This is a genomic window from Neisseria sp. P0014.S002 (genome assembly GCF_051958295.1).
In the GTDB taxonomy this organism is placed as follows: Bacteria; Pseudomonadota; Gammaproteobacteria; order Burkholderiales; family Neisseriaceae; genus Neisseria; species Neisseria flavescens_B.
The window spans coordinates 138,035-163,532 of record NZ_JBQCVO010000004.1 but is presented as its reverse complement, the minus strand read 5'-3'; the positions used below and the strand labels follow the sequence as shown (position 1 = coordinate 163,532).

Below are 25,498 nucleotides of genomic sequence, written 5' to 3'. Positions count from 1 at the left end.
GGCCGTCTGAAAACGGCGTGTTCATTTGGTTTTGCTGTCGGCCATACCTAAAACTTCTTTAGTGCAGGCGATGCTGGTGTCTTTGATGCGTTTTTTCAGCTCGTCGCTCATGGAGTCGCTACCGCCCAAAAGCGAGGTTGCTTCTTCAGGATTGATTTGGTCGACTGTTTTTTCACCGATGCAGCGGCAAATTTTTTCAGTGGTCGCGGAATCAAACGGGCTTTTTCCGGAAGCTTTTTCTACGCAGGCTTCGGTTGCCGAGCGGACAAATTCGGTGCGGAAACTTTGTGTAAATTCTTCTTTAAATTCGTTTTTTGCTGATTCGCTGCACGCGCAAAGCAGGAGCGTGCAGGCTAGGGGTGTGCGTATATTCATGAGGGACGGCCGTTAATTGTTATGTTGTGAATTGTAGTGGAAAAAGGCTTAAGTATAAAGGGTTAAGGCCGTCTGAACGGGTATGGCGGCAAAATCAAAGTGCTTGGGTATACGTTCAGACGGCAGCATTTATTTCGTTTTGCTTTCCAATACATAATGCGCGCCGGCATCTTGCGCCAAAATTTTGGAAAGTTCGGGCAGATTGTTTTGCAACTGTTCGGCAAGCATATAGGGCGGATTGATGACGAACATGCCGCTGCCGTGCATACCGAAACCGTCACTGCGCGGCGTATGGACATGGAGCTCGGCGTGCAGATAATTGTCGGGAGCGATTTTTTTGAGTTCGTCCGGCAGTTTGCGGCTTTCTTCACGGCTCAGGCAGGGATACCAAACCATGTAGCAGCCGGTTTCAAAGCGTTTCAAGGCATCTTTCAAAACTTGGACGACACGGCGGTAGTCTTGTTTTTCTTCGTAGGGCGGATCAATCAAGACGGCGGTGCGGCGCGGAGGAGGAGGCAAGAGTGAAATCAAACCTTGATAACCGTCCGCTTGGCTGACCTGTGCTTTACGCGCAGGACGGACTTCACGCATATTGTTTTGCAAATGGACAAAATCGGCAGGGTGCAGCTCAAAGAGGCGCATTTTGTCGCTGTCGCGCGTGAGTGCCTGTGCCAGCCAAGGCGAGCCGCAGTAAAGGTTGTCTTGCGGCAGTATTTGTTTCAGACGGCCCACAAATTCGGCCAATTCGGCAGGCAGCTTGTCAGCTTGTTCCAAGAGCGCAATGCCTTGTTTGTATTCGCCGACTTTTTGCGCTTCATCGCCGCTCAAATCATACAAACCGGCACCACTGTGCGTATCGATATACCAATAAGGTTTGTCTTTGCGGTTGAAATATTCGAGGACGAGGAAGAGGGTAAAGTGCTTGAGCATATCGGCATGGTTGCCGGCATGGAAGGCGTGGCGGTAGCTGAGCATGATCGGGCTGCGGAAATAAAAATCCGATTATACCCCAAACCATCGCCATCACTGCTTTCAGACGGCCTTTGTGCCTGGAAAATGCTACAATATCCGCCTTATCGTACCATCGGAAAGAAGACATCATGTTTACAGGCATCGTACAAGGCATGGGCAAAATTACAGACATTGCCCAACCTTCGCCCGACTTTCGTACCCACACTGTCGAGCTGCCCCCCGAAATCGCCGACAATCTGCAAACCGGCGCCTCTGTTGCCAACAACGGCTGCTGCCTGACCATTACCCGAATCGACGGTAACAAAGTCAGCTTCGATTTGATGGACGAAACCTTACGCAAAACTAATCTCGGCAGCTTGAAAGTCGGCGACAGTGTCAATTTGGAACGCGCGGCGCGGTTTGGCGACGAAATCGGCGGTCATGTGATGAGCGGCCATGTGATGGCGGTTACCCGAATTTCCCGTATCGAATCCAGCGAGTTCAACCGTACCGTTTGGTTTGAGCTGCCGGGAAACCTCAAGCCCTACATCCTGACCAAAGGCTTTGTTGGTTTGGACGGTTGCAGCCTGACCATAGGCGAGGTCAGCGATAGCGAATTTTGCGTACACCTGATTCCGGAGACTTTGGAGCGTACCCTGTTTGGCAGCCGCAAAGAAGGCGACCTCATCAATATTGAAATTGATCCGCAAACCCAAGCCGTTGTCGATACCGTGATGCGTGTATTGGCTCAAAAGGCCGTCTGAAAAAAAGAAAGCCGAAATGAAATTATCCAATTTTTTGAAAAAAGCTAATTCCGTTTTAAACCGTCTTGATTTAATCCTGCCTGACGAAGCCGGTAAAACCGACTGGCACGCTTTGGCCTACCGTTGGCACAGCGTGGGCAAAAAAGGTATTTTGGAAAGCCTGCCGCGTCCGCATACCTTTCCTTTGAGCAGATTGGCGGCAGTCGGTTCGCAAACCGACAGGCTGAAACGCAATACCGAGCAATTTTTGGCAGGCCGTCCTGCAAATAATGTCTTGATGACCGGCGCGCGCGGTACGGGTAAATCCTCCTTGGTTAAAGCGTTGTTGCACGAATACGCCGAACGCGGCCTGCGACTGATTGAGGTGGATAAAAGCGATTTGATCAGCTTGCCGGCTTTATTGACGCTGTTGTCCGAACGTCCCGAGAAATTTATCGTTTTCTGCGATGATTTGTCGTTTGAAACCGGCGATGAAACCTATAAAGCCTTGAAAACTGCTTTAGACGGCGGACTGTCGCAACGATGCACCAATGTTTTGGTTTATGCCACTTCCAACCGCCGTCATTTGATTCCCGAATACATGGATGAAAACGGCGGTACTACGGGCACTCGCGGAGAAATCCATCAGAAAGAGGCCGTCGAGGAGAAAATCTCCCTTTCCGACCGCTTCGGCTTATGGCTGAGTTTTTATCCTTTCGATCAAAACGATTATTTGACTGCCGTGGCGAACTGGTTGGACGATTTCAATGTGCCTTTTGACGATACGGCGCGGCGCGCTGCGTTGCAATGGGCGCAAATGCGCGGCAGCCGCTCAGGCCGCTCGGCATGGCAGTTTGCCTGCGACTGGGCGGGTCGCTTGCCGGATGAAAGAGTGCTGGATTAAGGCTGAAAAAGTAAAGGCCGTCTGAATATGGTTTCAGACGGCCTTTTTGTATTTTTATTTATCCATCAGCGCAAGCATGAAGACAACCATTGCTGGCGTTGGCGCGGATTGAGCAGATGATAGAAGCGGTATTGGATTTCCATTTCATCCACCGCATAGTCCATGCTGGAGAGGTAGCGGTTTTCAACATAATCGCGGGCGGCGTTTGAGTCGAATGAGTCGCCGGAGAGGATTTTGATGATGGTTTGACGGCGGTTGCGGTCAGAGCGTACGGTTTTACGGTAGGCTTTATCGTTGATTTGTTTAAAGTCGGTACGCAGGCGGCGCAAGACGGCGTGTTGGTCGGCGGATAAATTGAGCTGTCGAATGTCGCAATTTGGGTGGAAGTCGTCCAAAGTGGCCAGAAACGGTCCGGCATGTGCAGGCAGACTGGAACAGAGTAGGGCGAGTGCTAAGAAAATAAAAGTCGGATAGCGGGAAAGTGCAACAGACACGGTGTTTTCCTAATGTTTCATCAGGTTTAGAAATATAACCGATAAGCGTGTGAAAGGCAGTATCAATGCAGTTAACTTTTGTTAATGATGTTAGATTTTTTTGCAGATGTATGTAATCTAATAATTTATTTTCAAAGTCTTACTATATGATTATAAGTTTCATTAATGTATATGAAATGTAAATTCATAAAAATGACGGCAGAGATGTTGTCGGCGGCATACAACATAGGGTTAAAAATGCGATAATGACAAAGGAACACACTTTAGGAGAATAAACATGACCGACTACCGTATTGCACCCAGTATTTTGTCCGCTGATTTTGCCCGTTTGGGCGAAGAGGTTGCCGAAGTTATCCGCGCCGGTGCGGATTTGATTCATTTTGACGTGATGGACAATCATTATGTGCCGAATCTGACTTTCGGCCCTATGGTTTGCGCGGCTTTGAAACCGTATGCAACCGTGCCGGTCGATGTGCATTTGATGGTTGAGCCGGTGGACGATTTGATTCATGCGTTTGCCAAAGCCGGTGCCAATATCATTACCTTTCATCCCGAAGCCAGCCGCCATGTCGACCGCAGCTTGGGTTTGATTAAAGAATACGGCTGTCAGGCAGGTTTGGTATTGAATCCTGCTACGCCGGTCAATATTCTGGAAAACGTTTTGGACAAACTGGATATGGTGTTGCTGATGTCGGTCAACCCTGGCTTCGGCGGACAAAGCTTTATCCCGAATACGCTGGTGAAAATCCGCAAAGTGCGCGAGATGTTGGACGAGTATGAACGGCAAAGCGGCCGCCATATCGCATTGGAAGTCGATGGCGGCGTGAAAACAGACAATATTGCTGAAATTGCAGCGGCAGGTGCAGATACGTTTGTGGCCGGTTCGGCGATTTTTGGTAAACCGGATTACAAAGCCGTTATCGATGAAATGCGTCAACAGTTGGCGCAAGTCGGATAACAAAGCCGGGATATTCTTGGTTTCCAAACTTTAAATAATCAATGTTTTAATATTAAAGGCCGTCTGAAATGATTTTCAGACGGCTTTTTTTAGCCTAAACCCTTACAGCGGCCATTTCAATGCTGGATTGCTTTCAATGACTGCTTTGAATTGGTTTTGAATACGCTCAATCGCTTCTTGCGTATCCGCTTCAAAACGCAATACCAAAATCGGCGTGGTATTGGAAGCACGCATCAGTCCGAAGCCGTCAGGGAATTCAACGCGCAAGCCGTCGATGGTGATGATTTCGGTCGCACCTTCAAACTTGGCATTGGCAGCCAGCTCTTCAATCACTTTGTGGCCGTTGCTGCCTTCCGGCAGGTCGATGTTGAGTTCCGGAGTGGAAATGCTTTGCGGCAGCTTGTTCAACACTTCGGACGGATTGTCGAAGGCAGACAGGATTTCCAAGAGGCGTGCGCCGGCATACATGCCGTCGTCGAAGCCGTACCAGCGTTCTTTAAAGAAAACGTGGCCGCTCATTTCGCCGGCAACCAGTGCGCCGGTTTTTTTCATGGTGGATTTGATGAAGCTGTGGCCGGTTTTTTCCATCACAGGTTCGCCGCCGTGTTCTTTAATCCAAGGAGCGAGCAGACGGGTGGATTTGACGTCGAAAATCACTTTGGCTTTAGGATTGCGGCGCAACACGTCTTGCGCGAAAAGCATCAGTTGGCGGTCTGGATAGATGATGTTACCGTCTTTGGTGACCACGCCCAAGCGGTCGGCATCGCCGTCAAATGCCAAGCCGATTTCGGCATCGCCGTTTTTAAGCTCGACGATGAGGTCTTGCAGGTTTTTCGGTTTGGACGGATCGGGGTGGTGATTAGGGAAATTGCCGTCCACTTCGCAGAAAAGTTCGGTAACTTCATTGCTCAAACCTTTGTAGAGTTTGCCTGCAAATGCGCCGCCGACACCGTTGCCCGCGTCAATCACGATTTTCATCGGGCGTTTGAGCTTGATGTGGCCGACGATGTTGTTGTGGTATTCGCCAGAGATGTCTTTTTCGGTTACGCTGCCTTGTTTATCGGCGGCAACAAAACCGTCTTTCTCAACAATAGCTAAAAGTTCTTGAATGGCTTCGCCTGCGAGCGTGTCGCCGCCGAGCATCATTTTGAAACCGTTGTAATCAGGCGGATTGTGGCTGCCGGTAATCATTACGCCGCTGCCGCCGCATTCGTTGATGGCTGCGAAGTAGAGCATAGGGGTGGCAACCATGCCGACGTTAAGGACATCGATGCCGCTGTCTGTGAAACCGCGTTGAATTTGTGCCATCAGGCCGGGACCGCTCAAACGGCCGTCGCGGCCGAGTGCGATGCGGGTAATGCCTTTTTCGGAGGCTTTAGTGGCAATGGCTTTGCCGATTAAGTAGGCAGCTTCGTCGGTCAGGGTTTTACCGACGATGCCTCGGATGTCGTAGGCTTTGAAAATGTCGCGGGCGATATTTGCCATGTGGATTTCCTTTAAATTTAAGGGGAAATAATGGGGCTTATTCTAACACGGCTAAAAGGCCGTCTGAAAAATTCAGACGGCCTTTTGTCGTTACATCAAAGAACAGTGTTGCTTGGACGAATCAATTGTTGAAAGTGTTGCACTGGTTGATGTCGCCGCTTTCCAAACCGCGCTTGAGCCAAGTCATGCGTTCTTCAGACGAGCCATGGGTAAAGCTGTCGGGAACAACATAGCCCTGAGCCTGTTTCTGCAAGCGGTCATCACCGACGGATTCGGCAGCCAGCATCGCTTTTTGAATGTCTTCTGCTTTGAAGATATTGTTGTTGACGGCGTAGTGTCCCCAAATACCGGCGAAACAGTCGGCCTGCAATTCGAGTTTGACAGAAAGGGCATTGGCCTCTTTCTTGCCGACTTGCTGCTGCATTTTGTGGACTTTAGGCAGAATGCCGAGCAGGTTTTGAACGTGATGGCCGACTTCATGGGCAATAACGTAGGCAAACGCGGCATCGCTGGCGGATTCGAGCTTGGTGCGCATGTCTTCGTAGAAGCTCAAATCCAAATAAACTTTTTGGTCGCCCGGGCAGTAAAACGGACCCATGGCAGATTGGCCCGTACCGCAGGCGGTGGATGTACCGCCTTCATACAATACCATGGTTGCCGGTGTATAGCGTTGTCCGTGTTGTTGGAAATATTTGCTCCATGCTTTTTCCGTATCGGCAAGGACGACGCGGGACAGTTCGTTCAATTCGGCTTCTTGTTGGCTGTCGAGTCGGGAAGCTTGCTGGGTAGGAATGCCCATCGAAGATGAGCCGCCAACCAAACCGCTCAAATCCACGCCGTAATATGCGCCAACCAAAACCACGATAATGCCGAGTATGCCCGGTGTTTTGCCACCGCCGCCACCGCCGCCGCCACGGCTTCCACGGCGATCTTCTACGTTTTGGCTTTGCTCACGACCTTTCCAATCCATAATGCGAATCCTGTGTAGTTTTCATGCGGCGGATTATACTATGGAATGTCAAATGTGTTTGATCGAATTGTGAATATTGCTTGAGGCCGTCTGAAAATGCGACATCGGGAAAGTGAAAACGGCAGTATCTTTCAGATGGCCTTGGTGTTTGTTAGAATGAGCCAACCTACTATTGGGAGATGTAAGATGAAAGTCAGCAGTAAAGCTATTGTTAACGGCGAATTTGAAGACAAATACGGCAAGCGCGGCAGCCAGTTCAGCCCGAGCGGTATGCCTTCTTATTCGATTCCTTTTGAGATTGAAGATGCGCCTGAAGGAACAAAATCGTTTGCTGTGGTGTTGGAAGACAAAGATGCCATTTCAGCATCGGGTTTCGTATGGACGCATTGGTTGATTTCGGATTTGAAACGCACTTCCGTGGCAGAAAATGAAAGTATTTCTGCAACAGATTTCACACAGGGCGCGAACACTTGGGCGAGCGCGTTGGGTAAATTTGAAATCGAAGAGGCCTCATTTTACGGCGGTATGGCACCACCGAACAACCGTCATCGTTATGAACTGATTGTGTACGCGCTGGATACCGTTTTGGATTTGCCGCACGGTTTCCGCTTTAATGAGCTGCATTTTGCCATGCAAGGCCATGTTTTGGATTCGGCATGCGTGGTCGGTACTTATGATGTGTGACGGTATGTGTCATTATTGAAAAACAGCCTGTCCGTTTGCAATTCGGACAGGCTGTTTTTATGGGAAATCAAATCGATTAAACCACTTCGGCTTTAGTGATGATGACAGGTTCGCTCGGTACGTCGTCGTGGTAGCCGTGACGTTTGGTAGAAACGCCTTCGATGGCATCGACAACGTCAAAACCGTCAACGACTTTACCGAATACGGCATAGCCCCAGTCTTGGACGACAGTTTTGCCGTACAACTCTTTAGAACGGAAGTTCAGGAAAGCGTTGTCGGCAGTGTTGATGAAGAATTGCGCGCTGGCAGAGTGCGGATCGGAAGTACGCGCCATGGCGATGGTGTATTTTTCGTTAGGTAAACCGTTGGACGCTTCGTTTTGAATCGGATCGCGGGTTTCTTTTTCGTTCATGTTTTCATCCATGCCGCCGCCTTGAATCATAAAGCCTTTGATGACGCGGTGGAAGATTACGCCGTCGTAGAAGCCATCTTTAACGTATTGCTCGAAGTTTTTAGCAGTAACGGGGGCTTTGTCGAAATCGAGTTCGATTTTGATGTCGCCTTTGTTGGTGTGCAGGATAATCATGGGTTTCCTTTCGTTAGAATCCGGTTTTAATCATTCGTTAAATTGTGTCTGAATGACAAACTTCAAGGCCGTCTGAAAAATATTCTTTCAGACGGCCTTGTTGTTTAGGTCGATGGTTTACATCAGTACAGCATAAGCCCACAGAGCAACCAATACTACGCAGAGGATGTTCAGCAATAAGCCGACATTCATCATCTCGCGTTGTTTGATTAAGCCTGTACCGAACACAATCGCGTTAGGCGGTGTGGCAACCGGCAACATGAAGGCACAAGATGCGCCGACACCGATGACGAATACCAAGACTTGTTCGGGCAGACCCATTTGCGCGGCGATGCTGGCGAAAATAGGTACAAGCAGGGCAGCGGAAGCCGTGTTACTGGTGAACTCGGTCAGGAAGATGATAAAGGTAGCAACCACGAAAATCACCAGCAATGCAGGAGAATGGGAGAACGTGGAAGCAACTTGCTGACCCAGAGCTTCAGATGCGCCGGAAGATTGCAACAACGCGCTCAAGCTGATACCGCCACCGAAGAGCATCAATACACCCCAGTCGGTATTACGGGCAACTTCTTTCCATTGCGCCACACCGAATACGACGACGGCAACGGCGGCAATCAGGGCGATAACGGTATCGGGGTTGGAAATACCGAATGCAGCTTTGATTTTGGAGCTGAATACCCAAGCGATGGCGGCGGCCAAGAAAATCAACAACGCAATAACGCGGTGCAATGTCCAAGGGATAGATTCGGCTTTAACTTCCACGCGCTCGTTCAAATTAGGTTTGAGGATGACGTACATGGAGAACAGCATCAGCGGTAGAATCAACAGCATCATCGGCAGGCCGAGCTTCATCCAGCCGACGAAGTCCAAGTTCAGCGCTTTGGCAGCAATCATGTTTGGCGGCGAACCGACCACGGTACCCAAGCCGCCGATACTGGCGCAATAGGCGATACCGAGCAGGACGAAAACGTAGGTTTTGCGTTCTTTTTCTTGATCGAGGTGGCTCATCATACCCATTGCCAAAGGCAGCATCATCGCGGCAGTCGCAGTGTTGCTGATCCACATAGACAGGAAGGCGGTAACGGCAAACAGCATCAATACGGCAACTTTCATATTGCCGCGGGACAGGCGCAACAGGCTGACAGCGATTTTACGGTCGAGACGTTGCATGTGCAGGGCGGTTGCAAGCGCGAAGCCGCCAAAGAAGATATAAATCGTCGGGTCGGAGAAACCTGACATTGCTTTTTTGATGTCCATATCTGGGAAGCCGAGTACAACGGCAAGGATAGGGATCATCAGCGCGGTAACGGTAATGTGTACGGCTTCGGTAAACCAAAGTGCCGCAACGAAAATCAACAGCGCGATACCTTTGTTGGCATCAGGGCTATAAGGAAGTATGTAATAAATGCCGAAGCAGACAACAGCAGAGATAATGGTCGTCAGCAGTCCTTTAAAGTCGGTAATCGGCTTCTGCGCACTGAGAAGCTCGACGTTCTCAGGATGCTGAGTCTTATCCTTGGCGTTTAAGTCCATGATGTATTCCTCTGAAACATGATTGGTTTTTCTTTTCAGCCGTACGTTCAGACGACTAATAGGCGACAGTATATTTGTAATTTGATGTAGTGTAAACAAATTGTAAATTATTTTTTAAAAATGAAATGAAAACCGGATAAGCAGCAAGAAAACTGCTTATCCGGCGAAATGAAGACCCATCGTGGGTTAATAAGCATCAGGACAAATCGGTAAAACTGCCAAAATTACGGTAGAGTCAGTAATACCATCCTGATTTATATGGATTTAAACATTTTGCGTCAGATTGTCTTGTTCCTTAAACAACAAGCCGCAAACGGCCAGACCTGCCGCCGCCAGCAAGGCTCCGGCAATGCCGATATTGGAAAGGCCGAACCAGACGGTTACATAATGTCCCAAAAGCGCACCGCCGCCGATGCCGACATTGTACAAACCTGAATAAATCGAGTTGGCCACATCTGTTGCATCCGAGGCGAATGCCAAGACTTTCGACACCATGCCCAAGCTGACGATGACGATGGCCACACCCCAAATAAACACCAGCGCATACACCGCATAAGGGAAAGAGGCAAACGGCAGAAGCAGCAGGGCGGAGAGCAGGATGACCGCCACCGCGCCAAGCATAAACAGGCGTTGCGATTTGGCAAACCATTTGCCAAACAGATAAGAAGCAGCGAAGCCTGCCAAACCATACAGGCTCAAAACGATGGTAACTTGTTCAGCCTTAAATCCGCCAACTTGCAACACAAAAGGCTCGATATAGCTGTATGCCGTGAAATGTGCCGTAATAATCAACACCGTCATGGCATAAAGCAGCATCAGGTTGCGGCGTTTAAACAAACTTGGCAGGCTGCTTAAAGAGCCGGTATTTTGGCTGGGTAAAGCAGGCAGATTTTTAGCCAACACCAGCATTACGCCGGCAGCGCAGACCCCGATCAGCAGGAAGCTGAGCTGCCAACCGAAGTATTGCCCGACCACGCGCCCCAGCGGAATGCCCAAAACCATCGCCAAAACAGTACCCGTACTGAGTAAGCCCAAAGCCTGATTGGTTTTGCCGGTGGGCGCAAGCCGTACCGCCAAAGAAGCCGTAATCGACCAAAATACCGCGTGTGTCAGTGCAATCCCGATACGGCTGACCAAGAGGATGTTGAAGTTCCAAGAAAAAAACGACAGCGCGTGAAACAGAGCAAACAGTGCAAACAGCATCAGCAATAATTTGCGCCGTTCGATGTTTTTCGTCATCAGCATCAGCGGCAGCGATAGGAGGGCAACAATCCACGCATACACCGTAATCATCATGCCCACTTCCGTTGCAGGTTTGTCAAAGCTCTGACCGATGTCGCTCAAAAGCGCAATCGGAATGTATTCGGTGGTATTGAAAATAAACGCCCCCACCGCCAGCGCGCATACGCTAACCCATTGTTTGAATGTTGAAGTCATTATTATGTCCGTTTGATGAAGCAAAAGGCGTTATTGTACGCTTATCTGCATTTTTCAGACGGCCTTTAATGAAGAATTTGCAAGCTGTTTGTGTAAGGAGTAAAGTGTTTGGCAACCATATTTGTTTGAATGAAAGGAAATACAAATGCAAACTGTTACCCTCAATATCGACGGCATGACCTGCGGCGGCTGCGTGAAAAGCGTAACCCGTCTTTTGGAAGGCGTAGAAGGCGTGGAAAAAGCAGAAGTCAGCTTGGAAAACAAAAATGCAGTGATTACTTTCGATGAAAGCAAGACAGATGCCGACGCGCTGATTGATGCCGTAGAAGACGGCGGCTACGACGTGGCTTTGTAACCGATAAGCTTATTTTTGAATAAAGGCCGTCTGAAACGTTTCAGACGGCCTTTGTCTCTTGATCACTTACTTTTTGCCATTATTTGGATTACACCGCCACACGGGTAAACAAAAGTTTTTGCGCATATCTGAAGCAAAGCGGCGGCAAGTGGCTGCCGTATTACGACGAGGCCTGTACCAAACCGTTAGCGGCCGACTAAGGCTACCTGAAACTTTTCAGGTAACCTGTTTCTATTCTGCCCAAGCCGCCTAACGCTCCTCCAGCCCGGCCAAAATCGCACAATCCGGGCAGTCGTCTCCCACGCAGGCATCGTGCCAACGTTGCAGCTCGGCCACCATGCCCTGCAAGCGTTCGATTTTGGCTTCCAGCTCGGCGATGTACCGCGCGGTGAGCGTTTTCACTTCGCGGCTGGTACGCTGCGGGTTGTGTTGCAGGCTCAAAAGCTGCCCGATCTGCGGCAGCGAAAAGCCCACTTCCCGCGCATGGCGGATAAAGCGCAGCCGGACAAGGTCGGCCTGTCCGTAGCGGCGGTAGCCCGCTTCGCTGCGCGCGGCCGGGGCGATTAGGCCGTGCTTTTCGTAGTCGCGGATTTGTTTGGCGGAAAGGCCGCTCTCGGCCGCGGCCTGGCTGATGTTCATCATGATGCTTGACCTTTACTCCGGGTAAAGCTTTATAGTGGCGGCACTTAGCGGGAAAGCAAGAGCAGACCCATCATTTCAGGTTACCTGAAAGCTTTGGCTGCAACGGGCTTTAAAACCTCAGCCTCATTCCAACAGAAAGGAAACCCTATGCAAACCATCACATTAAACATCGAAGGCATGACCTGCGGCGGCTGCGTGAAAAGCGTTACCAGCATCCTCGAAGGCGTAAACGGCGTGGACAAGGCCGAAGTGAGCCTGGAAAACAAGAATGCCGTCGTGGAATTCGACCCCGCCCAAACCAACCCCGCCGCGCTGATAGAAGCGGTGGAAGACGGCGGCTTTGATGCGGCTTTGTAAATCGAATCGCAACAAATCGACTGCAACACCCCAAAGGCTACCTGAAAACCCTGCTCCGCTTTTTTCAGGTAGCCCAACCACATTCAGAAGGAAGAAACCATGCAACAAAAAGTCCGTTTCCAAATCGAAGGCATGACTTGTCAGGCCTGTGCTTCGCGTATTGAAAAAGTGTTGAACAAAAAAGATTTTGTCGAATCGGCAGGGGTGAACTTTGCCAGCGAGGAAGCGCAGGTTACATTTGACGACAGCAAAACCTCCGCAGCCGACATTGCCAAAATCATTGAGAAAACCGGTTACGGCGCGAAGGAAAAGACGGAAGATACATTGCCGCAACCTGAAGCAGAACATCATATTGGCTGGAAGCTGTGGCTTTTGTTGGCCATCAATATTCCGTTTTTAATTGGCATGGCAGGCATGATGATCGGGCGGCACGATTGGATGATTCCGCCGTTGTGGCAGTTTGTGCTGGCAAGCGTGGTACAGCTTTGGCTGGCAGTACCGTTTTACAAAAGCGCGTGGGCAAGCATTAAAGGCGGCTTGGCGAACATGGACGTGCTGGTTACCATCGGCACGGTATCGATTTACCTGTATTCCGTTTATATGCTGTTTTTCAGCCCGCACGCGGCGCACGGCATGGCACACGTGTATTTTGAAGTAGGCGTGATGGTGATCGGTTTTGTGTCGCTGGGCAAATTTTTGGAACACCGCACCAAAAAATCCAGCCTGAACAGCTTGGGCTTGCTGCTCAAACTCACGCCGACCCAAGTCAATGTACAACGCAACGGCGAATGGCAACAGCTTCCCATCGACCAAGTACAAATCGGCGACCTTATCCGCGCCAATCACGGCGAACGCATTGCCGCCGACGGCATTATTGAAAGCGGCAGCGGTTGGGCGGACGAGAGCCACCTCACCGGCGAATCCAATCCTGAAGAGAAAAAGGCAGGCGGCAAAGTATTGGCAGGCGCGCTGATGACCGAAGGCAGCGTGGTGTACCGCGCCACGCAGCTCGGCAGCCAAACCCTTCTTGGCGACATGATGAATGCGCTGTCCGAAGCACAAGGCAGTAAAGCACCGATTGCGCGCGTGGCAGACAAGGCTGCGGCGGTGTTTGTGCCAACTGTCGTGGGCATCGCACTTTTGACTTTTATCGTTACTTGGCTGATTAAAGGCGATTGGACGGTTGCACTGATGCACGCCGTTGCCGTTTTGGTGATTGCCTGCCCGTGCGCGCTCGGTTTGGCAACCCCTGCCGCGATTATGGTCGGCATGGGCAAAGCAGTGAAACACGGTATTTGGTTTAAAGACGCGGCGGCAATGGAAGAAGCCGCCCACGTCGATGCCGTCGTGTTGGACAAAACAGGCACGCTGACAGAAGGCAAGCCGCAGGTTGCCGCCGTTTATTGTGTTCCTGACAGCGGCTTTGACGAAGACGCTTTGTACCGCATCGCCGCCGCTGTCGAACAAAACGCCGCTCATCCGCTTGCCCGAGCAATCGTCTCCGCCGCCCAAGCGCGCGGTTTGGAGATTCCCACCGCAAAAGACGCGCAAACCGTGGTCGGCGCAGGCATTACCGCCGAAGTGGAAGGCGTGGGTTTGGTGAAAGCGGGCAAAGCCGAATTTGCCGAACTGACCTTGCCGAAGTTTTCAGACGGCGTTTGGGACATTGCAAGCATTGTTGCAGTCTCAGTTGACAACAAACCCATCGGCGCATTCGCACTCGCCGACGCGCTGAAAGCCGATACCGCCGAAGCCATAGGCCGTCTGAAAAAACACAATATCGATGTCTATATTATGAGCGGCGACAACCAAGGTACGGTCGAATACGTCGCCAAACAACTGGGTATCGCACACGCCTTCGGTAATATGAGTCCGCGCGATAAAGCTGCCGAAGTGCAGAAACTCAAAGCCGCCGGCAAAACCGTGGCGATGGTCGGCGACGGCATCAACGACGCGCCCGCGCTCGCCGCCGCCAACGTCAGCTTCGCCATGAAAGGCGGTGCGGACGTTGCCGAACACACCGCATCCGCCACGTTGATGCAACATTCGGTCAACCAACTCGCCGATGCCCTGTTGGTGTCGCAAGCGACTTTGAAGAACATTAAGCAAAACCTGTTTTTCGCCTTCTTCTACAATATTTTAGGCATCCCACTCGCCGCACTCGGCTTTTTAAATCCCGTCATCGCGGGCGCGGCAATGGCGGCAAGCTCGGTTTCCGTGTTGAGCAATGCCTTGCGCCTGAAACGGGTGAATATTGAGTGATAATATAAAGGCCGTCTGAAGACTGTTTTTTTCAGACGGCCTGTCATCAAGTATTTTTGAAGGAATAATCAGATGAAAACACTTCGTTTATTGTTTGGCTTGGCATTGGTTGCCACTGCGTTTAGCGTGCAGGCTGAGGATTACAGCGAGAAGCAGCACGATAAGCTGATACGAGAATGTAATCGGAACAATCTGGAGAGTTGCGTCACTGCGGCCATTTGGACGCGCGATTATCTTGAAGCGCCTGCTAATGCTTATCCGTTTCTGAAAAAAGCTTGTGATGGCGGCAATATGCGCGGCTGTAATGTTTTGGGTAATCTGTATCTCAATCCGTCCAGCGGTTTGGGCATGGATTATGCCACCGCGGTCAAACTCTACGAACGAGCCTGTAAAGGCGGTTATGAAAATGCCTGTACCAATCTTGAAGACACTAAAGCAGAGATGGCGCAAGGCAATACATCAGACCGCGACAGCCGTTTAAACCAACTGAGCGAATCTTGTGCTTTGGAAAATGAAGCCGCTTGTCAGGCATTGATGCTGGAAATGCAACGTTGAGCGTCACGCTGAGGCCGTCTGAAGACTGTTTTTTCAGACGGCCTTTAATCCATATTTTCTGATTTCGAGACTCAAGCGGGAGTATGTCGTATGGACATGATGTTGTTTACCAATATTGTATTGATTGTTTTATGTATTTTTACCATGTTGCTGGTGTGGTCGCGCAACTGGAAACGCAAGCAGGCGTATTTTGAGAAAATCAAAAGCAATCCGGAAAACCTCAAATGGGTCGGGCAAAATCTGACCGGTCAGGAGTGGAAGGATTTGAAAGTCGTGAGCGACCGTTTTGGGCTGCCGATGTTGCAGGCCAAGCAATTAATTGATTTTTATAAAAACAGTCAGCGTTAATTTATGATTTAACAATAGAATTTGACTGAAGTTAAGGCCGTCTGAAATAGCACTCTTATAATAATATAAGTGATATTTCAGACGGCCTTGCTGTTGGTTCAAATAAAGGGAGGAGAACAAAAATGACCGTTTACTTAATCGGCGATTCCGTTCGGCTTGCATCGGAGCCTTACACACGCGCCGCTTTGCCTGAGGCGGATATTGTTTCTCCATCGGAAAACTGCCGTTCGTCGCATGATGTGTTAGAACATATCGAGCAATGGACAGAGGGCGCGACTGTGGGAGACATTATCCACATCAATTGCGGTTTGCACGACATCCGCCATAATCAAGGCTGTAATGAGCCGGTGGCCGATATAAAAACCTATCGCAGCAACCTGATTCAAATTTTCGATTATCTGAAACAGACAGGGGCAAAAATTATTTGGGCGAGCAGTACGCCGTTTTTGGAAAGCGTACACAATATCGTCAAACCCTCGCGCCGCTATCTGGCCGACTTGAAGGCCTATAACCGTGTGGCGGAGGATTTGGCAAGGCAATATGGTTTTACCGTCAATGATTTATACAGTCTGATGTTTGAGCAGGATTTGACCGATGTGATGCTGTGCGATGGACTTCATTTCAATGAGTTCGGCAGCAAGATGATAGGCGAGGCAGTAGCCGAAGCGATATTGAAACAGTTGTGCTAACTTGACGTAATCCATTTTTATTATGTTTTTAATATTGAGACAGACTTTAAGTTGCAACCCAATATCTATTGGGGTATAGTGATTACTCTTATCAACATGAAACTAAGAAGGAATAAATGATGACTGGCAAATTAGATCAAATCAGCGGTGAAGTAAAAGAGAAAGCCGGCGAAGTTCTTGACGATTCCAAACTCAAAGCTGAAGGCGTAGTTCAACAAGGCGTCGGTAAGACAAAAGAAGTTGCTGCGGATGCTAAAGAAAAAGCAGAAAACTTTGCAGGTGAAGCCAAAGAAAAAGCGGCGCACTTCGCAGGCGAGGCTAAAGAAAAAGTAGAAAACTTTGCAGGTGAAGCTAAAGAAAAAGCAGCTCATTTAGCCGGTGAAGCCAAAGAGAAAGTAGCACACTTGGCTGAAGAAGCCAAAGAAAAAGCTGAAGGCTTGATTAATGATATTAAAAGCAAATTTTAATATTTAAAGAATAAAAGGCCGTCTGAAAGATTTTTCAGACGGCCTTTGTTTATGGTTTTAAAGTTTAGGCAAACTGTTTGCCAAATTCGATAAATTCGTCTTTTTTAGCTTTGGCTTTGCCGGAGTCGATGGCTTCTTGCGCGGCTTTGACACCGTCCGCCAGCGATGCGACCACATTTCCTGCATAGAGCGCGGCGGCGGCATTAAGGACGACGATATCGCGTGCGGCACCGGCTTTGCCGTCCAACACTTCGTTCATTTTTTGCAGGGATTCTTGCGCGTTTTCTACTTTGATTTCGTCCAAATTGCGGTGGACTTCCATGCCGAAATCGGCTGGGCTGATGTCGTATTCGGTGATTTTGCCGTCTTTCAGTTCGGCAACGCGGGTTTTGCCGGTCAGTGTGATTTCATCCAAACCGCCTTCGCCGCACACAACCAAAACATGTTTGGAACCAAGCTGTTGCAATACGCGAGAAAGAATGCCGCACAAGTCGATGTGGAACACGCCCAAGAGTTGGTTTGCCGCGCCGGCAGGATTGGTCAGCGGACCCAAGATATTGAAGATGCTGCGGAAGCCGAGCGAACGGCGGACAGGGGCAACATAGCGCATGGCGCTGTGGTGGTTGGGTGCGAACATAAAGCCGATGCCGGTTTGCTGGATGCTTTGGGCAACTTGTTCGGGGTTGAGGTTGAGGTTGGCGCCCATTTGTTCCATGACATCGGCGGCGCCGCTGGATGAAGAAACGGAGCGGCCGCCGTGTTTGGCGACTTTCGCGCCTGCCGCAGCCGCGACAAACATGGAAGTTGTGGAAATATTGAAGGTTTTGGCACCGTCTCCGCCCGTGCCGACAATATCGACCAAGTCATCTGCATTTTCCAGCGGCACTTTGGTGGCAAATTCGCGCATCACGCTGGCTGCAGCGGTAATCTCGGAAACGGTTTCAACTTTAATCCGCAGACCGGTCAGAATGGCTGCGATTTGCTCGGGCGGAACTTGGCCGCTCATGATTTGGCGCATGAGGTCGGTCATTTCATCGTAGAAAAGTTCGTTATTGCTGATGAGGCGTTCAATCGCTTGTTGAGGGGTAATCATGATTTTTTCCTTTGTTCGTGTTCGATGTGATTCAGGCCGTCTGAAAATGCGGTTTGAACACTGTCAAACTCCTTTCAGACGGCCTTTCATTAAGATTTTTGCGGACGATAGTCTTTGAATTCTTCCAAGAAGTTTTTCAGCATATCGTAGCCGTGTTCGGTCAGCAGGGCTTCGGGGTGGAACTGTACGCCTTCGACGGCATATTCTTTGTGGCGTACGCCCATAATTTCGCCGTCTTCCGTCCATGCGGTAATTTCGAGGCAGTCGGGCAGGGTGGCGCGGTCGATGGCCAGGCTGTGGTAGCGCGTGCAGTTGACAGGATTGGGCAGGTCTTTAAACATGCCTGTGCCGTGATGGAAAACGGGGGAGACTTTGCCGTGCATCATCGTTTGCGCGCGCACGACATTGCCGCCGAACGCTTCACCCATGGTTTGATGGCCGAGGCACACGCCCATGACGGGCAGCCTGCCGGCAAAGTGCTGCATGGCTGCAACAGAAATGCCTGCTTCTTTAGGGGAACAAGGGCCGGGGCCGATGACCAGATATTGCGGTTTCAGGGCTTCGATTTCTTCGATGGTGATTTCATCGTTGCAGCGAACCAAAACTTCCTGCCCCAACTCGGCAAAGTATTGGACGATGTTGTAGGTGAAGCTGTCGTAATTATCAATAAATAAAAGCATTTGCAAACCTTTAATGACATTTTGGCAGACAGGGTAAGGTCTGCCAAAAGTGTAAAAATCGTTTATGTTTGCATAATATCACAATCTTTACCTAAAGGCCGTCTGAAACGGCGGATAAGACAAAACAGCTAAAAAATGCTATGCTTTACGCTTTGAACCTAATCTGTTTGAAGTGATGAAAAAGTATCTTATCCCGACTGCCGCCGTTGTTGTCGCCGCTGCGCTCGGCACGCCTTATTATCTTGGTGTCAAAGCGGAAGAAAGCCTGACCGAGCAACAAAAGCTGTTGCAGGAATCCGGTTTCCTGACCGTTGAGTCCCACCAATACGATCGCGGCTGGTTCAGTTCAACCGAGACGACCGTCATCCGCCTCAAGCCGACCCTGCTTCAAAATACGCAAAAATATCTGCCGGACAATTTGAAAACCGTCCTGCAAGAGCCGATTACGGTCATCAACCACGTGACACACGGCCCGTTTGCCGGAGGTTTCGGCACGCGCGCCCACGTGGAAACCGAGTTCCAATACCATCCGGAAACCAAAAAAGTTTTGGACCGCTTCTTCGGCCAGCAAACGCCGTTGACCATGACCAATACGGTTTATCTTTCCGGCGACGGCAAACTCAGCCTCAATATTCCCGCCTTCGATTATGAAGAGCTTTCCGGTATCAAGCTCAACTGGAAAGGTTTTGGCGGCAATACCGATTACAGCCAAGGCTTCAAAAGCTATCGCCACGATTACCTTGCGCCGTCTTTACAAGTCAAATTGGCCGACAAAGGCGATGTGTCTTTGGAAAACCTGCGCTTCCAATCCGAAACGGAAGACGGCCTGACCAAGCTTTCCTTGGGCAAGAGCAGCATTACGCTGGATAAATTCCTGCTGCAATGGAAAGAAAACATCGATTACAACGTTAAGTTGAACGAACTGGTCAACCTTGTAACCAACCTGCAAATCGGTGCATTCATCAATCCGACCGGCACGATTGCTCCGTCTAAAATTGAAGTCAGCAAACTGCGTTTCGATACCCAGACCGGAGAAGTCGATAAATTCATCAACAGCGAAGGCCGCTTCCAATTTGAAAGCCTGACTTATGGCGAAGACAAATACGGCCCTCTGGACATCAATGTTGCTGCCGAGCATTTGGATGCCGCATCACTTCTGGCATTGAAAAACAAAATTGCCGAAGTGTCCGTGAAGAAAATGAGCGAAGAAGAAATTCAGGCTTCCTTGATTCAGACGGCCAAAAACGAGGCTTCAGGCCTGTTTACCAACAATCCGGTTTTGAATGTCAAAACCTTCAAATTCACCATGCCTCATGGCGATGTCGATGTCAGCGGCAAACTCGCGTTTAAAGGTTTGGCAGCCAAAGACCTCAACAATTTGGGCGATATGCTGAAGAAAACCGAAGCCGACTTTAATATGAGCGTACCGCAAAAATTGTTGGAGCAGCTCACCGTCAACCAAGCAAGCAGCCTGTTTAGCGTCAATGCCGAAGATGAAGCCGCAGGCCGCGCCAGCATCGACGATATCAACGAGACCTTGCGCCTGATGGTCGACAGCACCATTAAAAGCATGGCAAGCGAGAAATATCTGACCTTAGAAGACAATAATGTTAAAACCCATTTGACTTTGCAAAACAGCGAGTTGAAATTAAACGGAAAAGTCCTTCAAAGCGATCCGGAACCCGAGTTCGACGAAGCGGACTTTCCCAATAACTAATTCTCAATCACACAAACAGCGGTTTTAACTTCCCAGGAGTTAAAACCGCAAATCAACCCACAATCAAAAAGGAAACCCATGTTTCGTACCATGCTCGGCGGCAAAATCCACCGTGCCACCGTTACCGAAGCCGACCTCAACTACGTCGGCAGCATTACCGTTGACCAAGACCTGCTGGATGCGGCAGGTATTTGCGTTAACGAAAAAGTCGCCATCGTCAACAATAACAACGGCGAACGTCTTGAAACCTACACCATTCCCGGCGAACGCGGCAGCGGCGTCGTTTGCTTGAATGGCGCGGCTGCGCGTTTGGTTCAAAAAGGCGATATCGTGATTATCATGTCTTACGTTATGTTGTCCGAACCTGAAATTGCAGCGCATGAGCCGAAAGTTGTCCTCGTCGATGAGAACAATAAAATCCGCGACGTGATTTCTTATGAGCCGCCGCACACCGTGTTGTAATATTCAAACAAAGGCCGTCTGAAACATTTCAGACGGCCTGTTTCCCAAATTCAACTTATCTGAAAGGCTTTGCCGTGAATATCCAAATCAACAACATCACCGTCAGCAACGATGCGCCCTTTACCCTTTTCGGCGGCATCAATGTCCTTGAAGACCTCGACTCTACGCTGAAAGCCTGTGAGCAATACGTTAAAGTAACCGATAAACTCGGCATCCCTTACGTTTTCAAAGCCTCTTTCGACAAGGCAAACCGCTCTTCCATCCACTCGTTCCGCGGTGTGGGTTTGGACGAAGGCATGAAGATTTTTCAAGCGGTGAAACGCGAGTTTAACGTTCCCGTGATTACCGACGTTCACGAGCCTTACCAATGCCAACCGGTTGCCGAAGTCTGCGATGTCATTCAGCTGCCTGCCTTCTTGGCACGCCAAACCGATTTGGTGGTGGCAATGGCGAAAACCGGCAATGTCATCAACATCAAAAAACCGCAATTCCTCAGCCCGTCTCAAATGAAAAACATCGTCGAGAAATTCCAAGAAGCAGGCAATGAGCAAATCATTTTGTGCGAACGCGGCGCAAACTTCGGCTACGACAACTTGGTGGTCGATATGCTTGGCTTTGGCGTGATGAAAAAAACGTGTAACAACCTGCCCGTTATTTTTGACGTAACCCATTCCCTGCAAACGCGCGAATCCGGTGCCGCCGCATCAGGCGGACGTCGCGCCCAAGTATTGGACTTGGCGCTTGCCGGTATGGCAACCCGATTGGCCGGTTTGTTCCTCGAATCCCATGCCAATCCCGACCAAGCTAAATGCGATGGACCAAGCGCATTGCCGCTTGCCCAATTGGAAGACTTCCTGACCCGTGTTAAAGCAATCGATGAAACCGTGAAATCGTTTGCGCCTATGGATATTCGTTAAGGGCAAATAAGTTAAAAGGCCGTCTGAAAGCATTTTCAGACGGCCTTTTTATTGGCATTACTGTCCGCGCAAAAACAACGCATCCAATTCTTTTAAAGTCAGTTTGACCCAAGTCGGACGGCCGTGGTTGCACTGGTTGCTGCGCGGTGTGTTTTCCATATCGCGCAGGAGCGCATTCATTTCCGGCAGGGTAAGCTGGCGGCCGGCACGGACTGAGCCGTGGCAGGACATGGTGGCAAGGATGTGGTTTTCGTGTTCTTCGATGGTTTGGCTGCTGCCGACTTGGGCGAGTTCGCCCAATACATCTTTGGCCAGCGAAACAACGTCGGCTTTACCGAGCATGGCGGGAACTGCACGGACGGCAAGGGTATTGCCGCCCATATCGGACAGTTCCAGCCCGAAGCCTGCCAGCGTTTCGGCATGATCGGCAAGGGCGGCGCATTCTTCGTGGGACGCGGCAAAGGTTACGGGAATAAGCAGGCGCTGGCTTTGCAGGTTGCCATTTTCCTGACGTTGGCGTTTCATTTTCTCGTAGTTGACGCGTTCGGCGGCAGCGTGCATATCGATGAGCAACAGGCTGTCTTCGGCTTGGGCAAGGATGTAGATGCCTAATAATTGGGCAATGGCAAAGCCGAGCGGCGGCAGTTCGGGTTGGGAGGAAAGGCCGTCTGAAAGCGGCGTATCTGTTTTTTGGGTAGGCATTTCAGACGGCATATTGCCGAAACATGCCTGCTCGAATTGGCTTAACTCAAGGTCGATGTCGTCGGTTTTTTTGTAAAGCTCGGCGTAAGTATTCATGGCTGCGCGGCTTTCGCGCAGGGACAGGCTGCGTTGTTGCGGCGCACGTGCGGCTTGGTAAGGCATAGGCGCGGTTTTGCCTGATGAACCAAAGGCATTGCGTGTATCGGGTTTGTTGCCTGTTGGGTAGTTGGATGTGCTATCAAACAGATTTTCGCTGTCGTTTTCAGACGGCATTGGGGCAGGAGTAACGCCGGTAATGTCATGCAACACTTCGCCTGCGTTGCTGACGCTTTCGGTCAGGTCGGCACGCGTGTCGGCAAGGGCTTTGTTGAGCGTGTGGAACACGAGTTGGTGTACTTGCTGGCTGTCACGGAAGCGGATTTCGGTTTTGGTTGGGTGGACGTTGACATCCACGGCTTCGGGAGGCAGGTCGAGGAAGAGGACGAAAGCAGGCGTCAGCGCGTTGTGCAATACGTCGCGGTATGCCTGTTTGACGGCATGGAGCATGACTTTGTCGCGGACAAAACGATGGTTGACGAAGCAGTATTGTTTGTCGGTTTTGCCTTTGGCAAAAGTCGGCTTGGCAATCGCGCCATAGAGCCGTAATGCGCCATTGCCGCTGTCAATTTCCAATGAGGCCGTCTGAAAATCATCGCCGACAATGGCGGCGATACGTTCGTGCAGGCTTTGAGCTGGGAGTTTGAACACTTGTTTGCCGTCGCGTTTGAGTGAGAAGGCAATGTGCGGATGCGCCAGCGCGAGGCGTTCGAGCATGGTGGCGCAGTGGGCGTATTCGGTATTTTCGGATTTGAGGAATTTGCGCCGCGCCGGTGTATTGAAGAAGAGTTCGGCAGCTTCGATGGTGGTGCCGACAGGATGGGCGGCTGCCGTAGGGCTGCTGAGTTTGCCGTCTTCGGCTTTGACTTGTGTCGCATGCGAACTGTCTTCTTGACGGCTGGTCAGGGTCAGACGGCTGACGGAGGCGATACTGGCCAAACCTTCACCGCGAAAGCCCATGCTGGCAACGTGTTCCAAATCGTTTAAGGTTTTGATTTTGCTGGTAGCGTGGCGGTGGAGCGCAAGCTCGATGTCGTCTGGATGGATACCGCTGCCGTTGTCGCTGACGCGAATCAGGCGGATGCCGCCGCCGGCTAGCTCGACATCAATCGCTGTCGCGCCTGCATCGATACTGTTTTCAACGATTTCTTTCAAGGCGTTTGCAGGGCGTTCGACCACTTCGCCGGCAGCGATTTGGTTGACAAGATGGTCGGGCAGGGCAGCAATTCGGGACATCGGTTTCTTTCAAAAAAGCAACGGCGGAAGGGGAAAATTACAGGTATTTGCGCATCAATTCGCATTCGACGCGGACGGTTTTGTTCAGTTGCAACACGGCAGTACCGAGCGACTCGTAGCGGTTGAGGCGATAAAAAGGCACGGAATTGAGCGAGGCATACAGTTTGAGAAAGCTGAGGCCTGCATTTCGTGCCATTTCTTCGGCGCGGCTGAGCAGGGCTGTGCCTAAGCCGAGATTGTGGAAGAGCGGATGGACGTATAAGGCGTCCAGTTGCGCTTCTTTGAAATCGACTTGGAAGAAGCCTTGAATCAGCCCTTTGTATTCGACCACCCACAAGGCTTTGTTTTTATCGGAGATGGTTTCCAAATAGCTATTGATGTCGAGCAGACTTTCCCATGTGTGCATAATGGTTTCATCGTAACTGCGGATGCAGGCGTATTGAACGGCGTGCAGATGGGCATTGTGTATGGCTTGGCAGTCTTTTTCGGTTGCCGGACGGAGGATGGTCAGAAGGCTCATGGCGGATGGTCGGAAAAATTGATTTCAGACGGCCTTTGGCAATCAAAGGCCGTCTGAAAAAGTGGGTAAGGTTACAGGCTTTGATGTAAGGTTTGTGTGGTTTGGAACGCATTGTCCGCATCGTTGGCCAAGACGGTAAAGTGGCCCATTTTTCGGCCTTTGCGCGCGGCTTTTTTACCGTAAAGATGCAGATGGGCATTCGGGTTGCTTTGCAGCGGCAGCCATTCGGGTTCGCTGCCGTCTTCCTTCCAAACGTCGCCCAAAATATTCGCCATACAGCAAGAACTCAGCAATTTGGTGTCAGAAGGCGGCAGGTTGCACATCAGGCGAACCTGTTGCTGGAATTGGTCTGCCGCGCAGGCGTCGATGGTATGGTGGCCGGAATTGTGCGGACGCGGCGCGATTTCGTTGACGACCAATTCATGCGTGTCGCCGACAACAAACATTTCTACCGCCAATACGCCGACGTAGTTCAATTCATCGGCCAAACGCTGCGCCATTTGTCGCGCCTGTTGCTGAATGTCGGCACTCAGTCGTGCAGGGACGATGGAGTAAGCCAAGATACCGTTTTCGTGGATGTTTTCGGCAGGGTCGAAAGCTTGTACGTTGTCATTGTTCAGACGGCATACGATGACGGAAATTTCGCCGCGCAAGTCCACCATTTTTTCCAAAACGCAATCCACGCTGCCGTGTTCGGCAAACGCAGCTTTGAGTTCATCCAATGTTTTTACGCGGATTTGGCCTTTGCCGTCGTAGCCCAAAGTGGCAGTTTTCAGGATGCCGGGCAGAAATTGTACGCTTTCTTCAGTGATGTCTTCGGCTTTGCAAACTGCTTGATACGGCGCGGTTTGCAGGCCTGCTTTGCGTATCCATGCCTTTTCCTGAATACGGTTTTGCGCGATGGCAACGCAGTCGCCGCTGGGGGAAACATTGGTATGTTTGGCGAGAAAACGCATCGCGTCGGCATTGACGTTTTCAAACTCGGTCGTAACCGCCGCGCATTTTGCCAATTCTTCCAAAGCTGCTTCATCGTCAAACGGCGCGCACAAATGGCGGTCGGCAAATTCCGCCGCCGGCGCATTCGGGTCGGGATCGAGTACGGTTACTTTGTAGCCCATGGTTTTGGCAGCAACAGTAAACATTCTGCCTAATTGTCCGCCGCCAAGAATGCCGAGCATAGCAGGAGGGAGGATGGGGGATGTGTTCATGGATAATCGCTTTATGAAGAAATTGGGTAGGGTGTTTGCAGGCCGTCTGAAAATGGTTTTACGGCTTCAGAC

At 50.5% G+C, this 25,498-nt stretch carries 28 protein-coding genes; 14 read left to right on the top strand and 14 right to left on the bottom strand.

Annotated features, from left to right (window positions below; translation table 11 throughout):
- Nucleotides 1-21 precede the first annotated feature (21 nt).
- Both ACTHSX_RS06200 and ACTHSX_RS06195 read right to left on the bottom strand, forming a co-directional pair.
- Nucleotides 22-375: a hypothetical protein gene (locus tag ACTHSX_RS06200; RefSeq protein ID WP_311457936.1), complete on the bottom strand. Its 354-nt coding sequence runs from the start codon at nt 373-375 to the stop codon at nt 22-24.
- Between the two features lie 129 nt (nt 376-504).
- Complete coding sequence (locus tag ACTHSX_RS06195; RefSeq protein WP_440377116.1) at nt 505-1,350, bottom strand: 23S rRNA (adenine(2030)-N(6))-methyltransferase RlmJ; 846 nt, start codon at nt 1,348-1,350, stop codon at nt 505-507.
- A 125-nt stretch (nt 1,351-1,475) separates the two neighbouring features.
- Between ACTHSX_RS06195 and ACTHSX_RS06190 the strand changes: the two genes are divergently transcribed.
- Both ACTHSX_RS06190 and ACTHSX_RS06185 read left to right on the top strand, forming a co-directional pair.
- Complete coding sequence (locus ACTHSX_RS06190) at nt 1,476-2,090, top strand: riboflavin synthase subunit alpha (protein ID WP_314597066.1); 615 nt, start codon at nt 1,476-1,478, stop codon at nt 2,088-2,090.
- Between the two features lie 16 nt (nt 2,091-2,106).
- Entirely contained in the window at nt 2,107-2,973 is an 867-nt protein-coding gene (locus ACTHSX_RS06185; protein WP_440377115.1) for an ATP-binding protein, read from the top strand.
- Between the two features lie 65 nt (nt 2,974-3,038).
- On the opposite strand, the gene ACTHSX_RS06180 is transcribed toward ACTHSX_RS06185, so the two are convergent.
- On the bottom strand, nt 3,039-3,467 hold the full coding sequence (locus ACTHSX_RS06180) for a Spy/CpxP family protein refolding chaperone (protein WP_440377114.1): 429 nt from the start codon (nt 3,465-3,467) through the stop codon (nt 3,039-3,041).
- A 277-nt stretch (nt 3,468-3,744) separates the two neighbouring features.
- Between ACTHSX_RS06180 and rpe the strand changes: the two genes are divergently transcribed.
- Nucleotides 3,745-4,425: a ribulose-phosphate 3-epimerase gene (rpe, locus tag ACTHSX_RS06175; RefSeq protein WP_003678905.1), complete on the top strand. Its 681-nt coding sequence runs from the start codon at nt 3,745-3,747 to the stop codon at nt 4,423-4,425.
- A 102-nt stretch (nt 4,426-4,527) separates the two neighbouring features.
- Here rpe and ACTHSX_RS06170 read toward each other — a convergent pair whose 3' ends face one another.
- Together ACTHSX_RS06170 and ypfJ are read right to left on the bottom strand one after the other, a co-directional pair.
- Nucleotides 4,528-5,910 carry a phosphomannomutase/phosphoglucomutase gene (locus tag ACTHSX_RS06170; protein ID WP_440377113.1) on the bottom strand — a complete coding sequence of 461 codons (1,383 nt, stop codon included), beginning with the start codon at nt 5,908-5,910 and terminating at the stop codon, nt 4,528-4,530.
- A gap of 121 nt (nt 5,911-6,031) precedes the next feature.
- Nucleotides 6,032-6,880 carry a KPN_02809 family neutral zinc metallopeptidase gene (gene ypfJ, locus ACTHSX_RS06165; protein ID WP_440377112.1) on the bottom strand — a complete coding sequence of 283 codons (849 nt, stop codon included), beginning with the start codon at nt 6,878-6,880 and terminating at the stop codon, nt 6,032-6,034.
- A 186-nt stretch (nt 6,881-7,066) separates the two neighbouring features.
- Here ypfJ and ACTHSX_RS06160 point away from each other — a divergent pair, with 186 nt between their 5' ends.
- On the top strand, nt 7,067-7,564 hold the full coding sequence (locus ACTHSX_RS06160) for a YbhB/YbcL family Raf kinase inhibitor-like protein (RefSeq protein ID WP_440377111.1): 498 nt from the start codon (nt 7,067-7,069) through the stop codon (nt 7,562-7,564).
- Between the two features lie 76 nt (nt 7,565-7,640).
- On the opposite strand, the gene ACTHSX_RS06155 is transcribed toward ACTHSX_RS06160, so the two are convergent.
- The 3 genes from ACTHSX_RS06155 to ACTHSX_RS06145 form a co-directional block, all read right to left on the bottom strand.
- Nucleotides 7,641-8,150, bottom strand: a complete 510-nt coding sequence (locus ACTHSX_RS06155; protein ID WP_004519830.1) for a peptidylprolyl isomerase — start codon at nt 8,148-8,150, stop codon at nt 7,641-7,643.
- Nucleotides 8,151-8,267: 117 nt separating this feature from the next.
- Complete coding sequence (locus tag ACTHSX_RS06150; RefSeq protein WP_440377110.1) at nt 8,268-9,683, bottom strand: SLC13 family permease; 1,416 nt, start codon at nt 9,681-9,683, stop codon at nt 8,268-8,270.
- Between the two features lie 264 nt (nt 9,684-9,947).
- Nucleotides 9,948-11,120 (bottom strand): sugar transporter, encoded by a 1,173-nt coding sequence (locus ACTHSX_RS06145; RefSeq protein WP_250579597.1) that lies wholly within the window; start codon nt 11,118-11,120, stop codon nt 9,948-9,950.
- A 145-nt stretch (nt 11,121-11,265) separates the two neighbouring features.
- On the opposite strand from ACTHSX_RS06145, the gene ACTHSX_RS06140 reads away from it, so the two are divergent.
- Complete coding sequence (locus ACTHSX_RS06140; RefSeq protein ID WP_049344680.1) at nt 11,266-11,475, top strand: heavy-metal-associated domain-containing protein; 210 nt, start codon at nt 11,266-11,268, stop codon at nt 11,473-11,475.
- 249 nt (nt 11,476-11,724) lie between these two features.
- On the opposite strand, the gene cueR is transcribed toward ACTHSX_RS06140, so the two are convergent.
- On the bottom strand, nt 11,725-12,117 hold the full coding sequence (gene cueR / locus ACTHSX_RS06135) for a Cu(I)-responsive transcriptional regulator (RefSeq protein ID WP_440377109.1): 393 nt from the start codon (nt 12,115-12,117) through the stop codon (nt 11,725-11,727).
- Nucleotides 12,118-12,264: 147 nt separating this feature from the next.
- Between cueR and ACTHSX_RS06130 the strand changes: the two genes are divergently transcribed.
- The 6 genes from ACTHSX_RS06130 (at nt 12,265) to ACTHSX_RS06105 (ending at nt 16,795) form a co-directional block, all read left to right on the top strand.
- Entirely contained in the window at nt 12,265-12,474 is a 210-nt protein-coding gene (locus tag ACTHSX_RS06130) for a heavy-metal-associated domain-containing protein (protein WP_003674677.1), read from the top strand.
- A 99-nt stretch (nt 12,475-12,573) separates the two neighbouring features.
- The gene (locus ACTHSX_RS06125) at nt 12,574-14,736 is read left to right on the top strand and encodes a heavy metal translocating P-type ATPase (protein WP_440377108.1); all 2,163 of its coding nucleotides are present in this window, start codon (nt 12,574-12,576) and stop codon (nt 14,734-14,736) included.
- 72 nt (nt 14,737-14,808) lie between these two features.
- The gene (locus ACTHSX_RS06120) at nt 14,809-15,291 is read left to right on the top strand and encodes a sel1 repeat family protein (protein WP_107792079.1); all 483 of its coding nucleotides are present in this window, start codon (nt 14,809-14,811) and stop codon (nt 15,289-15,291) included.
- 90 nt (nt 15,292-15,381) lie between these two features.
- Nucleotides 15,382-15,639, top strand: a complete 258-nt coding sequence (locus ACTHSX_RS06115; RefSeq protein ID WP_070587765.1) for a hypothetical protein — start codon at nt 15,382-15,384, stop codon at nt 15,637-15,639.
- Nucleotides 15,640-15,761: 122 nt separating this feature from the next.
- Nucleotides 15,762-16,328, top strand: a complete 567-nt coding sequence (locus ACTHSX_RS06110; protein ID WP_440377107.1) for an SGNH/GDSL hydrolase family protein — start codon at nt 15,762-15,764, stop codon at nt 16,326-16,328.
- Between the two features lie 116 nt (nt 16,329-16,444).
- On the top strand, nt 16,445-16,795 hold the full coding sequence (locus ACTHSX_RS06105; protein ID WP_003747074.1) for a CsbD family protein: 351 nt from the start codon (nt 16,445-16,447) through the stop codon (nt 16,793-16,795).
- 64 nt (nt 16,796-16,859) lie between these two features.
- Here the strand turns inward: ACTHSX_RS06105 and trpD are convergent, their stop codons facing one another.
- A complete protein-coding gene (trpD, locus tag ACTHSX_RS06100; RefSeq protein WP_440377106.1) occupies nt 16,860-17,888 on the bottom strand; it encodes an anthranilate phosphoribosyltransferase in 1,029 nt (342 codons plus the stop codon).
- Between the two features lie 89 nt (nt 17,889-17,977).
- A complete protein-coding gene (locus ACTHSX_RS06095; protein ID WP_440377105.1) occupies nt 17,978-18,568 on the bottom strand; it encodes an aminodeoxychorismate/anthranilate synthase component II in 591 nt (196 codons plus the stop codon).
- A gap of 175 nt (nt 18,569-18,743) precedes the next feature.
- On the opposite strand from ACTHSX_RS06095, the gene ACTHSX_RS06090 reads away from it, so the two are divergent.
- The 3 genes from ACTHSX_RS06090 to kdsA all read left to right on the top strand — a co-directional run bounded on the left by ACTHSX_RS06090 (nt 18,744) and on the right by kdsA (nt 21,664).
- Complete coding sequence (locus ACTHSX_RS06090; protein WP_440377104.1) at nt 18,744-20,285, top strand: YdgA family protein; 1,542 nt, start codon at nt 18,744-18,746, stop codon at nt 20,283-20,285.
- Between the two features lie 78 nt (nt 20,286-20,363).
- Nucleotides 20,364-20,747, top strand: coding sequence for an aspartate 1-decarboxylase (gene panD / locus ACTHSX_RS06085; RefSeq protein ID WP_003678944.1), 384 nt, complete (start codon nt 20,364-20,366; stop codon nt 20,745-20,747).
- A 74-nt stretch (nt 20,748-20,821) separates the two neighbouring features.
- Nucleotides 20,822-21,664: a 3-deoxy-8-phosphooctulonate synthase gene (gene kdsA, locus ACTHSX_RS06080; RefSeq protein WP_036472435.1), complete on the top strand. Its 843-nt coding sequence runs from the start codon at nt 20,822-20,824 to the stop codon at nt 21,662-21,664.
- Nucleotides 21,665-21,721: 57 nt separating this feature from the next.
- Here the strand turns inward: kdsA and mutL are convergent, their stop codons facing one another.
- The 3 genes from mutL to ACTHSX_RS06065 form a co-directional block, all read right to left on the bottom strand.
- Nucleotides 21,722-23,698 carry a DNA mismatch repair endonuclease MutL gene (gene mutL, locus ACTHSX_RS06075; protein WP_440377103.1) on the bottom strand — a complete coding sequence of 659 codons (1,977 nt, stop codon included), beginning with the start codon at nt 23,696-23,698 and terminating at the stop codon, nt 21,722-21,724.
- 37 nt (nt 23,699-23,735) lie between these two features.
- Nucleotides 23,736-24,218 (bottom strand): GNAT family N-acetyltransferase, encoded by a 483-nt coding sequence (locus ACTHSX_RS06070; RefSeq protein ID WP_003678948.1) that lies wholly within the window; start codon nt 24,216-24,218, stop codon nt 23,736-23,738.
- A gap of 71 nt (nt 24,219-24,289) precedes the next feature.
- Complete coding sequence (locus ACTHSX_RS06065) at nt 24,290-25,426, bottom strand: 5-(carboxyamino)imidazole ribonucleotide synthase (RefSeq protein ID WP_440377102.1); 1,137 nt, start codon at nt 25,424-25,426, stop codon at nt 24,290-24,292.
- Nucleotides 25,427-25,498 lie beyond the last annotated feature (72 nt).